Origin of the sequence: Polynucleobacter sp. 15G-AUS-farblos (assembly GCF_018882445.1) — a bacterium.
In the GTDB taxonomy this organism is placed as follows: Bacteria; Pseudomonadota; Gammaproteobacteria; order Burkholderiales; family Burkholderiaceae; genus Polynucleobacter.
Genome location: NZ_JACVOM010000001.1, coordinates 1 through 15,135 on the forward strand (window position 1 = coordinate 1; position 15,135 = coordinate 15,135).

The 15,135-nt window shown below is 44.8% G+C and carries 10 protein-coding genes and 3 tRNA genes; 3 read left to right on the forward strand and 10 right to left on the reverse strand.

Annotated elements, in window-relative coordinates:
- Window positions 1-136: 136 nt before the first annotated feature.
- The 4 genes from ICN41_RS00005 to gltX all read right to left on the reverse strand — a co-directional run bounded on the left by ICN41_RS00005 (window position 137) and on the right by gltX (window position 1,918).
- Window positions 137-213, reverse strand: a tRNA-Asp gene (locus tag ICN41_RS00005).
- Window positions 214-255: 42 nt separating this feature from the next.
- Window positions 256-331, reverse strand: a tRNA-Glu gene (locus ICN41_RS00010).
- A gap of 35 nt (window positions 332-366) precedes the next feature.
- Window positions 367-442: transfer RNA gene (locus tag ICN41_RS00015), tRNA-Ala, on the reverse strand.
- A 78-nt stretch (window positions 443-520) separates the two neighbouring features.
- Entirely contained in the window at window positions 521-1,918 is a 1,398-nt protein-coding gene (gene gltX, locus ICN41_RS00020) for a glutamate--tRNA ligase (RefSeq protein WP_216290781.1), read from the reverse strand.
- Between the two features lie 64 nt (window positions 1,919-1,982).
- Here gltX and ICN41_RS00025 point away from each other — a divergent pair, with 64 nt between their 5' ends.
- Window positions 1,983-2,948, forward strand: coding sequence for an Hsp33 family molecular chaperone HslO (locus tag ICN41_RS00025; RefSeq protein ID WP_216290782.1), 966 nt, complete (start codon window positions 1,983-1,985; stop codon window positions 2,946-2,948).
- Window positions 2,949-2,956: 8 nt separating this feature from the next.
- Here the strand turns inward: ICN41_RS00025 and ftsB are convergent, their stop codons facing one another.
- From ftsB to ICN41_RS00045, 4 genes are read right to left on the reverse strand one after another with little or no spacing between them, the layout of a single operon-like run.
- Window positions 2,957-3,286: a cell division protein FtsB gene (gene ftsB, locus ICN41_RS00030; protein ID WP_216290783.1), complete on the reverse strand. Its 330-nt coding sequence runs from the start codon at window positions 3,284-3,286 to the stop codon at window positions 2,957-2,959.
- Between the two features lie 24 nt (window positions 3,287-3,310).
- A complete protein-coding gene (gene eno / locus ICN41_RS00035; protein ID WP_216290784.1) occupies window positions 3,311-4,597 on the reverse strand; it encodes a phosphopyruvate hydratase in 1,287 nt (428 codons plus the stop codon).
- 54 nt (window positions 4,598-4,651) lie between these two features.
- Window positions 4,652-5,515, reverse strand: a complete 864-nt coding sequence (kdsA, locus tag ICN41_RS00040) for a 3-deoxy-8-phosphooctulonate synthase (RefSeq protein ID WP_216290785.1) — start codon at window positions 5,513-5,515, stop codon at window positions 4,652-4,654.
- 8 nt (window positions 5,516-5,523) lie between these two features.
- On the reverse strand, window positions 5,524-7,185 hold the full coding sequence (locus ICN41_RS00045) for a CTP synthase (protein ID WP_216290786.1): 1,662 nt from the start codon (window positions 7,183-7,185) through the stop codon (window positions 5,524-5,526).
- 113 nt (window positions 7,186-7,298) lie between these two features.
- Here ICN41_RS00045 and ICN41_RS00050 point away from each other — a divergent pair, with 113 nt between their 5' ends.
- Both ICN41_RS00050 and ICN41_RS00055 read left to right on the forward strand, forming a co-directional pair.
- Window positions 7,299-7,487 carry a superinfection immunity protein gene (locus tag ICN41_RS00050; RefSeq protein ID WP_216290787.1) on the forward strand — a complete coding sequence of 63 codons (189 nt, stop codon included), beginning with the start codon at window positions 7,299-7,301 and terminating at the stop codon, window positions 7,485-7,487.
- A gap of 173 nt (window positions 7,488-7,660) precedes the next feature.
- Window positions 7,661-10,246: a bifunctional aconitate hydratase 2/2-methylisocitrate dehydratase gene (locus ICN41_RS00055; RefSeq protein ID WP_216290788.1), complete on the forward strand. Its 2,586-nt coding sequence runs from the start codon at window positions 7,661-7,663 to the stop codon at window positions 10,244-10,246.
- A 65-nt stretch (window positions 10,247-10,311) separates the two neighbouring features.
- On the opposite strand, the gene ICN41_RS00060 is transcribed toward ICN41_RS00055, so the two are convergent.
- Window positions 10,312-11,067, reverse strand: coding sequence for a spermidine synthase (locus ICN41_RS00060; protein WP_216290789.1), 756 nt, complete (start codon window positions 11,065-11,067; stop codon window positions 10,312-10,314).
- Window positions 11,068-11,084: 17 nt separating this feature from the next.
- Entirely contained in the window at window positions 11,085-15,116 is a 4,032-nt protein-coding gene (gene purL, locus ICN41_RS00065; protein ID WP_216290790.1) for a phosphoribosylformylglycinamidine synthase, read from the reverse strand.
- Between the last annotated feature and the right edge of the window lie 19 nt (window positions 15,117-15,135).

Sequence of the window (15,135 nt, forward strand, 5' to 3'; positions counted from 1 at the left end):
ATATGGAGTCTTCGCGGGTACAAGCCCTAGAAAATCCATTTGGTCCCAAAGTATTGGGGATGTGATTGGTAAAGGTGAAAACCATGTGGTCGGTACCGGACGTAAAGCATGTGTCCGGTACGTACCTCATTTAATCTGGCGGAGCGGACGGGACTCGAACCCGCGACCCTCGGCGTGACAGGCCGATATTCTAACCAACTGAACTACCGCTCCAAATTACAACGAGAACTACTTATAAAGCTGACCAAAAAAATCTGGCGTCCCCAGGGGGATTCGAACCCCCGTACTCACCGTGAAAGGGTGATGTCCTAGGCCTCTAGACGATGGGGACCTGGACTACTGCAATTTACAACTATTTTAAATGCTTGGTGGAGATAAGCGGGATCGAACCGCTGACCTCTTGCATGCCATGCAAGCGCTCTCCCAGCTGAGCTATACCCCCGAAATCTCGCTATAAAACTACAAGACACTCAAAACAATCCAAGATTTTAGCCTATTTTTGTGCAGGCACGCAAATTGGCTAGTGGATCACCTTGGAAAGCCTATTAACAGCCTCATCCTTGCCTAAAACAACTAGGACTGAGTCAATAGCCGGTGTCTGGGTTGTAGCAAATAAAGCGTAGCGAACAGGCATTGCCAGCGCAGGCATTTTGATTTGATGCTGAGTCAAAACTTGCTTAAAGGCGGCGCTATAAGCTTCTTTATTGTGGTCTGTTACTTTTAAAACATGAATTAAATCTTTTAATGCAGGAACAATAGCTGCTGGGATATTTTGAGCAATTTGTTCTGCATTGTGTTCAGGTGCAGGTGAATAAAAAAGCTTTGCCCCTTCCGCTATTTCAATTAAGGTATTGGCACGATCTTTTAATAGACTAACTACCTGTACAAAATCGGGGCCATTTTCTGTATCAATTCCAAGTTGGTATGCGAATGGCTTAGTAAGCTCTGCCAATTGCATAGGATCAGAATTTTGGATGTATTGGTGATTCAACCAAAGCAATTTTTCAGGGTTATGTTGCGCAGGTGATCTACCTAAGCTATCTAAATCAAACCACTGGACAAATTGCTCCTTCGAAAACACTTCAGCATCTCCATGTGACCAACCCAGTCTCGCAAGATAGTTCAGAATCGCCTCCGGTAAATATCCCGCTTTTTGATAATCACGTACGCTCATCGCTCCATTGCGCTTACTCATCTTCTCACCGGCATCATTTAATACGGTTGGGAGATGGGCATATACAGGGGGAACACCACCCAAGGCCTTCATAATGTTGATCTGTCTTGGCGTGTTGTTAACATGATCGTCTCCACGAATGACATGAGTGATTTTCATATCTAGGTCATCAACCACTACGCAAAAGTTATAGGTGGGCGTTCCATCAGGACGAGCAATCACCAGATCATCTAATTCATCGTTACTGATTTCGATTTTGCCTTTAACGGCATCATTCCAAATGACGGAGCCGCCAATTGGATTTTTAAAACGAATGACAGGAAGCACGCCTTCTGGCGCAGGCGGAAGTATCTTTCCTGGTTCAGGTCTCCATAGACCGTTGTAGCGAGGTTTTTCCTTATTTGCCATCTGCTGATCGCGAAGCTTATTGAGTTCATCCTCACTCATGTAGCAGGGATAAGCCAATCCAGCTTCCAACATTTGTTTTACTACCTCACGGTAGCGATCTATCCTTTGCATTTGGTAGATTGGACCCTCATCTAAATCGAGGCCTAGCCAAGCCATGCCTTCAATGATGACATCTACCGCTTCTTGTGTTGAGCGCTCTAAATCGGTATCTTCAATCCGCAGGATGAAGTCACCTTGATTGTGGCGAGCAAATGCCCATGGGTATAGAGCACTGCGAAGATTTCCCAGATGAATAAAGCCCGTGGGACTTGGGGCGAAACGAGTACGAATATGCATAAGCTACATTATCTCAGGTTGGGATATTTGACGGCAAATTCAAAAAAAGTGGATACTTTGTCCTATGAATGAATTACTCGTATTTATGTGTGATGGAGCCCCGGTAAGGGGTGAAATAGTCTCCATTAGCAGTGCTTGGCAAGCGGTTTTAGAGCGCCGAAATGACCCTGCTCCAGTTCGTAAAATCTTAGGCGATTTTGTCGGTGCAGCCACCCTGCTCACTGCTAGTTTAAAGTTTGACGGCACCCTGATCATTCAAGCACAAAGTAGTGGCCCAATTCAGCTACTGGTAGTGGAGTGCCGCTCTGATTTATCCATACGCGCCACAGTAAAGTTGTCAGTGGATCCCGAAGCTATCAAGCCAAATGCCACTTTAGGCGAACTTCTGGATGCCAATAAAACTGGTAGATTGGTCATCACCCTCGATCCTGCTGATAGAGAGCCAGGACACCCCCCATATCAAGGGATAGTGGCTTTGCAAGAGCATCAAGGAGCGGCAGTTAAACCAGTAATAAGTGCTGCAGAAGCAATTGCGCTGTATATGAAAAATTCTGAGCAGTTAGATACCCGTATTTGGTTAAGCTCAAACGAAACAAATATTGGCGGGTTGTTATTACAGCGCCTGCCTGACTCTGGTGGCCATTCACATCTAGATCCTCAGATTGCCGCTGAGGGCTGGACAAGAATACAGACTCTTGGTGAAACTATTACTGATGAAGAGTTGCTAACACTACCGCCCTCCACTATTTTGCGCAGACTATTCTTGGAAGAATCTACTGAAAATGGCGTTCGCAGTTTTCCCCCTAGACAGATTCATTTTGCCTGTCGTTGCTCGCGTACTAAAGTCGCTGACGTCCTAAGAATGCTTGGAGAGCAGGAAGTGCAAAGCATATTGGCCGAACAAGGACTTGTAGAAACGATATGTGATTTCTGTGCAAAACCGTATCGTTTTGATGCAGTTGATTGCCAGCAAGTATTCAAGACGGACCTGCTCAGCGATGCAACTAGACCGCCGTCCCGAGGCCACTAGACTCCCTATTATTGCTTTGTGTTTGCTTGCTTTAAACCATCACCAGAGGTGTCGGCGGCAGCTTTATCAGCAGGCAGAATTTGAACAAAAAATTCACCTTCCTTAATCAAGCCATGCTCTACTCTAGCGCGCTCTTCGATAGCGCGGGTGCCATCCTTCAAGTCTTTGACATCACCTGCTAACTTAGCATTACGCAGAGCCAAGAGACTATTTTTAGCCTCTTGAAGCTCTACTTGCTTTTCCATCTCATAAACCTTGATCCAGCCGCCCTTACCTAGCCATAATGGGTATTGAATAGCAATCAATAGCAGCAACATTGAGTAGATAACTATCCGCATAATTTAATCGGCTGTAAGCGTAATCTAGTGCTTGAGATTGTAGAAAACCGATTTGCCTGGATAAGTTGCTACATCACCTAAGTCCTCTTCGATACGAAGGAGTTGGTTATATTTAGCAATGCGATCAGATCTAGAAAGTGAGCCTGTTTTAATCTGTCCAGCGTTGGTACCAACTGCAATATCGGCAATAGTACTGTCCTCTGTTTCACCGGAGCGATGAGAAATCACTGCCGTGTAATTGGCGCGTTTTGCCATTTCAATAGCAGCAAAAGTCTCGGTTAGGGTTCCAATTTGATTAATTTTGATCAGAATTGAGTTAGCGATACCTTTATCAATTCCCTCTTTTAGGATCCGAGTATTGGTAACAAAAAGATCATCTCCAACCAATTGAATCTTTTTACCTAGCTTCTTAGTGATGTCAGCCCATCCATCCCAGTCACTTTCATGCATACCATCTTCAATCGATACGATAGGAAATTGATCCGCTAATTGACCCAAGTAGTCTGAAAATTCGCTGGAGCTAAGTTGCAAGCCTTCGCCAGACAGATGATATTTACCGTCTTTATAAAATTCACTAGCTGCACAATCTAAGGACAGCAGGACATCTTCACCAGCCTGGTATCCGGCGCCTTCAATTGCCTTCAAAATGGTTTGGAGGCATTCATGATTACTCTTAAAATTGGGAGCGAAACCACCCTCATCACCAACGGATGTTGGCATACCTTGTGTACTCAAGATTTTTTTTAATTCATGAAAAATTTCTGCACCACAACGCAATGCTTCACGGAAAGTTTTAGCCCCTACAGGCATCACCATAAATTCTTGAATATCTAAACTGTTATTAGCATGCGCGCCGCCATTAACAATATTCATCATGGGGACTGGTAATTGCATGCCTCCAGATCCGCCAAAATATCGATATAGAGGCAAGCCAGCCTCTTCAGCGGCTGCCCTTGCTACGGCCATTGAGACAGCTAACGTAGCATTAGCACCAAGGCGTGCCTTATTGTGAGTGCCATCTAATTCAATCAAAGTGTGATCTAAGAATGCCTGCTCGCTAGCATCAAGACCCAATATGGATTCAGCAATTTCTATATTGATATTTTGAACGGCCTTTAGAACGCCCTTACCCAAATAGCGAGACTTATCTCCATCACGTAATTCGATCGCCTCACGAGAGCCGGTAGATGCCCCAGAAGGGACGGCAGCACGACCCATAACGCCTGATTCAAGCAAAACATCGCACTCAACCGTTGGGTTTCCACGTGAATCCAAAACTTCTCTACCGATGATGTCAACAATGGCGCTCATGCACCTTCTCCTTAAAACAATATGAAATGGGGTTAATTAAACTAAATCACTTAATTATTTAAAACTATCTTCTAAGAACGAGCCATCTCTCTTCACAACTGTATCGATGGCAACTAGGGACTCAAGCAATTCCTTCATTCGATTTAATGGCACGGCGTTTGGCCCGTCAGAGAGTGCTTTTGAAGGGTCTGGATGGGTTTCCATAAATAAACCGCTGATACCGACAGCAACAGCTGCCCGAGATAATACGGGCACAAACTCGCGTTGCCCCCCACTAGAGTTACCTTGACCGCCAGGTAGTTGAACAGAATGTGTGGCATCAAATACAACGGGTGCTTTAGAGGCGCGCAGTATTTCAAGGCTCCGCATATCTGAAACAAGGTTGTTGTAGCCAAAGGAAGCCCCACGCTCACAGACCATAAACTGATCTGGAAGATTAGCCTTTGCAGCTGCCATTCTGGCCTTTTCAACCACGTTAAGCATTTCTTGAGGAGATAGAAATTGCCCTTTTTTGAAGTTAACGGGTTTGCCGCTTTGCGCGCAAGCATGAATAAAGTCAGTTTGGCGACATAAAAATGCTGGTGTCTGCAACACGTCTACCACCTTAGATACTGCGCTAATCTCACTAATATCATGTACATCAGTTAATACTGGTACGCCAACCACTTGCTTTACCTTAGCCAAAATTTCTAGGCCTTTTTCCATTCCTAAGCCACGAAATGATTTACCTGATGAGCGATTCGCTTTATCAAAAGAAGACTTATAAATAAATGGGATTTTTAGAGCGCTAGTAATTTCTTTAAGTTGGCTAGCAACGTCAATAGCTGATTGCTCAGATTCAATAACGCAAGTGCCTGCAATCAAGAAGAATGGTTGATTTAGACCAACATCAAATCCGCATAATTTAAAATTATTCATAAATTGGCTTAAGCAAGCTGCTTGAGAGAAACGCTTTGGTGTTCAAGGGCTGCTTGAATAAATGCAGAAAACAAAGGATGTCCATCGCGTGGGGTTGATGTGAATTCAGGATGGAATTGAACGCCAAAAAACCATGGATGTAAGGATTCTGGAAGCTCCATCATTTCAGGCAAGAATTCGTTTGGCGTCCTTGCAGAAATAATTAAGCCAGATTGCTCAAGTTTCGGAACATAGGTGTTATTCACTTCATAGCGATGGCGATGACGTTCATTGACTTCGGCGCCATAGATACGGTTCGCTAACGTACCAGCTTTAACTGGGCAGCGCTGCGATCCCAAGCGCATTGTGCCGCCCAGATCAGAATCATTGGTGCGCTTTTCGACATTCCCTTCGCGGTCCATCCACTCGGTAATAAGCGCAACCACTGGGTTTTCTGTTAGCGGATCAAATTCTGTGCTGTTTGCTTTTGAAATATTAGCCACATGGCGTGCAAATTCAATAACCGCTAATTGCATACCCAAGCAAATACCAAGATAGGGAACGTTATTTTCACGGGCATAGCGAATGGCAGCAATTTTTCCTTCAGTACCACGCTTACCAAAGCCGCCAGGAACAAGGATTGCATCCAATTTAGTTAGGCAGTCAACCCCATCTTTTTCAATCACTTCCGAGTCTATGTAGTTAATATTGACTTTGGTGTGTGTATGAATTCCCGCATGGCGCAGAGCTTCAATTAAGGACTTGTAAGACTCTGTTAACTCCACATACTTACCCACCATACCGATGGTAACTTCGTGTTTTGGATTGGCTAGCTCGTATACCAATTTTGCCCAGACAGAGAGGTCTGCTGGCTTTGCTTTAATTTCTAACTCACGACAAATCAAGTCATCCATACCTTGAGCATGGAGCATTTCTGGAATCTTATAGATCGTATCAACATCCCAAACGGAAATTACCGCTTCTTCACGAACATTAGAAAATAAAGAAATCTTGGCACGCTCGTCTTCAGGAATTGGGCGATCTGCACGACACAACAAAACGGTGGGCATGATGCCTATTTCACGTAGCTTTTGCACAGAATGCTGAGTTGGCTTAGTCTTTAATTCCCCGGCACTATGAATATAGGGCACTAGAGTCAAGTGAACAAAGGCGCAACCATGCAAGGGAAGGCGCAGACTCATCTGTCTAGCTGCTTCTAAAAATGGTAGAGATTCAATATCACCAACAGTACCGCCAATCTCACAAATTGCAATATCTGCTTTTCCTTCATGACTGGCTTTTGCACCACGCTCTACAAAAGCTTGAATCTCATTTGTAATGTGCGGAATTACCTGAACTGTTTTGCCAAGATATTCGCCACGACGCTCTTTACTAATAACAGACTCGTAAATTTGGCCAGTAGTAAAATTATTGCTTTTACGCATCTTCGCTGAAACAAAGCGTTCGTAGTGACCAAGATCCAAGTCAGTTTCCGCCCCATCTTCAGTAACAAAAACCTCGCCATGTTGAAGCGGGCTCATAGTGCCTGGATCGACGTTGATGTAAGGGTCTAATTTTAGGAGGGTGACTTTCAGGCCGCGTGATTCGAGAATCGCGGCAAGCGAGGCAGCTGCGATTCCTTTCCCTAAAGAAGAAACCACACCACCAGTGACAAAAACGTATTTGGTCATCGCTTAAGCTCTGTTGGAAAAAGTAATTATAACGACACCTAAGGGAAGCAGAAATATTTCAAAATCAGTACTATTTCAGTTCCATCCCATTACTTCACCCCTCTTTTGTATATATGCGCCTCTTTTTTGCAGTATTAATTACCCTTTTATCCATTTTCTATTTCCTCCCTTTTGCGATCGCTTTCAATAAAAAGCGCGCAAATACTGGGGCTATTTTTGCCCTGAACCTCTTTTTAGGCTGGTCTTTAATTGGTTGGGTGGTCGCACTCGTATGGGCCCTAAAGGAGGAGCGCATCATTTGAGGGGCGTATTTATTACGCTAAAAATCCAAATTTAGGCCTTTTCCACTAAGAATGACATTTTTAAGGGTTTAAACTCTTATATAAGACTCAATTTAGTAACTATAATTGGGGAAATCGGGAGAAAATCCCTATTTGGCCTTTCTCTTGAACACATTTACCTCATAGGAAATATCATGTTTGAAGCTTATAACGCCCATGTTGCCGAACGCGCAGCCCTTGGAATTCCAGCGCTCCCACTTACCAAGGATCAGACCTCTGAATTGGTGAAAATGCTAAAAAACCCTCCTGCCGGCAAAGAGACTGAACTAGTTGAGCTTATTAGCAATCGTGTCCCAGCTGGTGTTGATGAAGCGGCAAAAGTAAAGGCTGAATTTTTAGACGCCATTGCCAAAGGAACTGAAAAGTCACCTTTAATTTCAAAGCTAAAAGCAACTGAGCTTTTAGGAACAATGCTTGGTGGCTATAACATCAAGCCATTGGTTGAGCTGTTATCAGATGCAGAATGCGGAGCGACCGCAGCTGAGGCTCTAAAGAAAACACTCTTGATGTTTGATTATTTCAATGATGTTCAAGAGCTTGCAGAAAAAGGTAATGCCAACGCTAAAGCTGTAATGCAGAGCTGGGCAGATGCTGAATGGTTTACGAGTCGCCCAGCCGTTCCTGAAAATATGAAGCTGACAGTTTTCAAAGTCACGGGTGAAACCAATACCGATGATCTTTCTCCGGCGCCTGATGCTTGGAGCCGCCCTGATATTCCTCTGCATGCGACGATCATGCTAAAAAATCCTCGTCCTGGTATTGAGCCTGATGAGCCAGGAGTTCGCGGCCCAATGAAGCAGATCGATGCTTTGCAGAAAAAAGGGAATCAAATTGCCTATGTTGGTGACGTAGTCGGAACCGGCTCTTCACGTAAATCAGCTACAAACTCCGTGCTCTGGTGGACTGGACAAGATATTCCATTCGTACCAAATAAACGATTTGGTGGCGTTTGTCTTGGTGGAAATATTGCTCCTATCTTCTTTAATACTATGGAAGATTCTGGTGCATTACCAATCGAGTTAGATGTTTCTCAAATGAATATGGGGGATGAGATTGAATTACGTCCCTATGAAGGCAAGGTGTTTAAGAATGGAAAAGAAATTACCAGCTTTGCCCTTAAGTCACCAGTAATTTTGGATGAAGTACGTGCAGGAGGTCGTATTCCTCTGATCGTTGGTCGTGGTTTAACAGCTAAGGCTCGTGCTGCACTTGGCCTACCTGCTTCAACAGAGTTCCGCGTACCAGTAAGTCCTCCAGATAATAAAAAAGGTTTCAGCTTGGCTCAGAAAATGGTCGGTCGCGCATGTGGCTTGCCAGAGGGTCAAGGCGTACGTCCAGGTACATACTGTGAGCCACGCATGACGACAGTTGGATCACAAGATACGACCGGTCCAATGACTCGCGATGAATTGAAAGATCTGGCTTGTTTAGGCTTCTCATCTGATCTAGTGATGCAGTCCTTCTGCCATACATCTGCCTATCCAAAGCCTGTAGATATTCGTACGCAACATGAATTACCACCCTTCATGACGAATCGTGGTGGCGTTGCATTACGCCCAGGGGATGGCGTCATTCATAGTTGGTTGAATCGTTTATTGCTTCCAGATACCTGCGGTACTGGTGGTGATAGCCATACTCGTTTTCCTATTGGGATCTCCTTCCCTGCTGGTTCAGGTCTAGTAGCGTTTGCCGCTGCTACAGGCGTTATGCCTTTAGACATGCCTGAATCAGTGCTTGTTCGCTTTAAAGGAAAAATGCAGCCTGGTATTACATTGCGCGATTTGGTGAATGCAATTCCTTTGTATGCCATTAAAAAGGGTTTGCTCACTGTTGAGAAGCAAGGAAAGAAAAATATTTTCTCAGGACGTATTTTGGAGATCGAAGGCCTCCCAGACCTAAAAGTCGAGCAAGCATTTGAGCTCTCCGATGCTTCAGCAGAGCGCTCTGCTGGTGGTTGTACAGTTCATCTGAACAAAGAGCCCATCATTGAGTACATGCAGTCCAACATTACTTTAATGAAGTGGATGATTGCAAATGGCTATGAAGATAAGCGTACCTTAGGTCGTCGCATTAAGGCAATGGAAGCTTGGATTGCTAACCCACAGCTTCTAAAGGCTGATGACAATGCTGATTACGCCGAGATCATTGAAATTAATATTGATGAAATCAAAGAGCCAATCCTGGCCTGCCCAAATGACCCAGATGACGTTAAAGTGCTATCTGAAGTTGCTGGCGATAAGATCGATGAAGTGTTTATTGGTTCATGCATGACCAATATTGGACATTTCCGTGCAGCTGGTCAGGTTCTACAGGGCAAAAAAGATATGCCGACGCGTTTATGGGTAGCCCCACCAACCAAGATGGATGCAATGGTCTTGATGGAGGAAGGTTACTACGGCATGTTAGGTGCTGCAGGGGCTCGCATGGAAAGCCCAGGCTGCTCTCTCTGCATGGGTAACCAAGCTCAAATCCGCAAGGGTTCAACTGCAGTATCTACATCCACACGCAACTTCCCAAATCGCTTGGGTATTGATACGCGTGTTTATTTGGCCTCTGCAGAATTGGCATCCGTGGCCGCATTATTGGGCCGCCTGCCTACTCCTGCAGAGTATCTTGAACAAGTACAGTCTCTGAATGCTAAATCAGGCGAAGTTTATAGATACATGAGCTTTGATAAGTTGAAGTCGTTTAGTGATGTTGCAGATACGGTAACAATCTAAAAACCTAATTTTAGGTAGTAAAAAAGGCGATCTTCTGATCGCCTTTTTTATTGACTCATTCAGGATTAAATGGAGAGCTTATTTTCTTGCCTTGCATTTTCACCACTAAGTCCAGGCACCCATTTGTTTGTTGGTAGATCCGTTTTCTCTGCAATGAGTTTGGCTCGCTTCTTAACCTCACTCCATTCGACTTCTAATTTTGGTCCTTTAAAAGCGATGGCAACAACATTGCAATCGTGCGACTCAGGGAACAATAAGACTCTGTTCGAAAATGCCTCGCAAATATTTTTTAGATTCACTTTAAAACTAGGGTGACGTGAAAATAGATTTACTGTCATGACACCTGGAGCTTTCAGAATATCAAAGCAGCCTTTGTAGAAATCTAGGGAACTTGCTGAAGGTCCATCGCAGATGGCATCATATAAATCGACCTGAATAGCATCAAACTGGCAGCGGTGTTTTGCACTCTTTACAAATTGCTTAGCATCTACTTGTAAGGTTTCCAATCTTCTATCGTCGTCAGGAGTAAAAAACATACTGCGTGCAGAAACGATGACGGCAGGATTGAGCTCAACTACAGTAGTTTTAACTGCTGGGCAATGACGATATTGAAACTTTGTTAAAGCCCCTGTCCCAAGACCTAATTGAGCGACGCGCATTCCAGGTTTGGTTTCTAAAAATAATAACCATGCCATCATTTGCTGGTTATATTCAAGATAGATTTCGTCAGGATCACGCATCCGCATCGCACCCTGAATTAACTCACTTCCAAAATGAAGGTAGCGAACCCCTCCGCTCTCAGAAAATGTGACTGCTTCCATATAAATTATTTCTAGCTTTAATTTGCCCAGCGACGAGCATTGCGGAATAAGCGTAACCAAGGACTTGCTCCATCGGGTGTATCTAACCATTCTGGAGGACACCAGCTCATCTGAACCGCTCTAAATACACGCTCAGGATGAGGCATCATGACTGTAAAGCGTCCATCAGGGGTAGTCACACCTGTAAGGCCACCAGGTGAACCATTAGGGTTCATAGGGTAGTCTTCGGTCGGCCTACCTTGATTATCAACAAACCTTAATGCAGCTAATCCCTGCTGAGTAATCTGCTGTAAATTTCCTTGCTCGCTAAAGTTAGCGAAACCTTCGCCGTGTGCAATAGCAATAGGCAGTTGACTGCCCTCCATGCCTTGCGTAAAGATGGATGGCGAAGCCAATACTTCAGCCATGACCAAACGCGCCTCATATTGTTCAGATTGATTGCGGGTAAATTTAGGCCAAGCCTGGGCGCCTGGAATAATCTCCGCTAAATTGCTCATCATTTGGCAGCCATTACAGACACCCAAAGCAAAGCTATCTTGACGCTGGAAAAAGCTGGAAAATTGATCGCGTAGTGCCTGGTTAAAGAGAATCGTTTTGGCCCAACCTTCGCCTGCTCCCAAAACATCGCCATAACTAAACCCACCACAGGCGATCAAGCCCTTGAAGTCATCTAACTTTGCCTTAGCGCCTAAAAGGTCTGACATATGCACGTCATAACTATCAAACCCGGCCCAATTTACGACATAGGCCATTTCCACATGGGAATTGACGCCCTGCTCGCGCAAAATAGCCACTTTGGGTCGTACATTCTTCTTGATGTAAGGTGCAGCTATATCTTCAGCAGCATTAAAAGTAAGCTTTGGTGATAGACCGGCATCCGAAACATTATCTAGCTGAGCAAATTCACTATCAGCACAAGCAGGATTATCTCTTAAGCGAGCAATCTGATAACTGGTATTGGCCCACATCTTTTGAAGAACTTCGCGAGGCTCTGCAAATATTTTTTTAGCGTCGCGCCATATTTCAATTTGACCATTGGTATTGGGTTTACCAATCACATGGCTAAATGCACTTAAGCCCAATTGCCTGAGCACTGCAAATACAGCATCTCGATCAGACCTGCGAATTTGAATAACTACCCCAAGCTCTTCATTAAATAGCGCTTTTAATGTTTGCTCGTGACGGCGGCCAGATACTTGTTGAGCCCAGTTTTTAGCGTCGCCATAATCCGGCTCTCGCTCAGAATCCACTGCAATCATGTCGACGTTAATGGAGATACCACAATGACTTGCAAAAGCCATTTCGGCAATGCACGCTAACAAGCCGCCATCAGATCGGTCATGATAAGCAAGGAGCTTATCTTCTTTACGTAAGGCTATGATTGCCGCAGCAAGCGATTTAAGATCTTCTGGATGATCTACATTGGGCGCTTTACTGCCAGATTGATTGAGGACTTGAGCCAAGATGCTGGCTGCCATACGATTCTTTCCTCGACCTAGGTCAATCAGAATCAACTCAGTATCCAATCCAGATCCATCCTGATTTTTCAATCTTAAGAGTGGGGTAAGTGTTTTACGGACGTCTTGGACTGCAGCAAAAGCAGAAATAATCAGTGAAACTGGCGCAACTACTTTTTTAGATTGCTCACCATCACTCCAGGCCGTTGACATAGATAAAGAGTCTTTGCCTACAGGAATAGAAATACCTAAGGCTGGACATAATTCCATGCCAATGGCTTTTACCGAGTCATACAATTTGGCATCTTCACCAGGTGAGCCGCAGGCTGCCATCCAATTGGCTGAGAGTTTAATTTCTCGGATATCAGCTATATCTGCAGCCAATAAATTGGTAATTGCTTCGCCAACAGCCATGCGTGCAGCCGCGGGTGCATCAATCACAGCAACGGGAGTTCGCTCCCCCATGCTCATCGCCTCACCGCGATAGCCCTTGTAATCCATTAATGTGACGGCGCAATCTGCGACTGGCACCTGCCATGGGCCCACAAATTGATCGCGCGCGTTTAAACCACCGACAGTTCTATCGCCAATCGTAATGAGGAATGATTTGCTTGCAACCGTAGGGTGTTGAAGCACCCAGGCTATTGCTTGGGCTAAATCCACATCGGTAACATTAAGTTCTTCAAATGATTGAAGCTCTCTTTGAACATTGCGATGCATCTTAGGAGGCTTGCCAAGCAACACTTCCATTGGCATATCAATTGGTAGTGCGGCATCAGTTCCAACACCCTGCTTTGAGTCATCTAGCTGAAGTTGGCGCTCCGTTGTAGCTTCACCAACCACTGCGAAGGGGCAGCGCTCACGTTCACATAGTGACTTGAAGAGACCTAAGTCTTTAGCTTCAATGGCTAAAACATATCTCTCTTGAGATTCGTTACACCAAATTTCAGCGGGACTCATGCCACTCTCTTCAAGAGGAACACTGCGTAATTTAAATTTAGCACCTAAGCCAGCACCATCTGCAAGTTCAGGAAAGGCATTGGATAAACCGCCTGCGCCAACATCATGAATTGAAACAATGGGGTTGTTTTCACCCATTGCGCGACAAGCATTAATCACTTCTTGTGCACGGCGCTCCATTTCAGGATTTCCTCGCTGCACAGAATCAAAATCTAAGTCAGCAGTATTAGTCCCCGTCGAAACAGAGCTTCCTGTGGCACCGCCCATACCAATACGCATACCAGGGCCGCCAAGCTGAATTAACAAGTGGCCTGATTGAATAGGTCTCTTCTCTGTATGAATGGAGTCAATGCTGCCAATCCCGCCAGCAATCATGATGGGCTTGTGATAACCACGGCGGACACCATCTAAAGTCTGTTCAAAGACGCGGAAATATCCGCCCAATATAGGTCTACCAAACTCATTGTTGAATGCTGCCCCACCTAAAGGACCATCAATCATTATTTGTAGTGGTGTCGCAATTCTTTCTGACTTTCCATACACCTCAGACTCCCAAGGCATATCGACACCTGGAATATTCAGGTTAGATACTGAGAAACCAGTCAATCCTGCCTTTGGGCGACCGCCGATACCAGTTGCGCCCTCGTCGCGAATTTCGCCCCCAGCACCTGTTGATGCTCCGGGAAATGGGGCAATGGCTGTCGGATGATTGTGGGTTTCCACCTTCATCAAGGTGTGAACTAAGCGAGTATCCTTTTCATAGAGATGATCTGTGCCTTGAGGAACCCAAGTTTCAGCCTCACAACCTGCCATCACAGCTGAGTTATCAGAGTAAGCAACAATTGTCCCTTCAGGATGTAACTGGTGCGTATTACGAATCATGGCGAACAATGAACGCTCTTGATCCTCACCATCTATGGTCCATGAGGAGTTAAATATTTTGTGACGACAATGTTCGCTATTAGCTTGAGCAAACATGATAAGTTCTACATCGCTAGGATTACGTTCTAGCCGAATAAAACTATCAGTTAGGTAGGTGACCTCGTCATCGGATAGAGCCAGTCCTAATTCTTGATTAGCTGCATCTAAGGCTGCCCTGCCTTGCGATAGAACTGGTATGCGCTTTAATGGGCGATCATCTAATGACTGATAAAGTACTTCTGCTTCAGCAATCGACTGAATCACTACCTCTGTCATTCGATCATGTATGGCTGCTATGACCAGTAAATTTTGTTCAGTGTTTAAGGGTTTTTTAGTCTTCCATGCAAATTGAATGCCGCGCTCAATACGCAAAACATCTAAACCACATTGACGCGCAATATCGGTAGCTTTACTTGCCCATGGAGATACAGTTCCAAAGCGAGGAATGACAATGGCAGCATCTAAAGACGGCTTTGAAAACAAGCCTGAACCACTCTGAATGTTGGATTGAAATTTCTGACCATAGGTCAACAAGCTCTTTAAAACACCCTCTTCTACATTTGTCAGTTGGTTTTCAGACCAAACTAAGTGAATATATTGGGCCTCAATTGACTCAAGCATTACGCCTTGACTAGCCAAGGAGGCTAAGAGACGTTGTTGACGGAACGGGGAAAGCGCATTAGCGCCGGGTAAAAAGTGGAAAAAAGACATCCCTAGATTATAAGGTTTT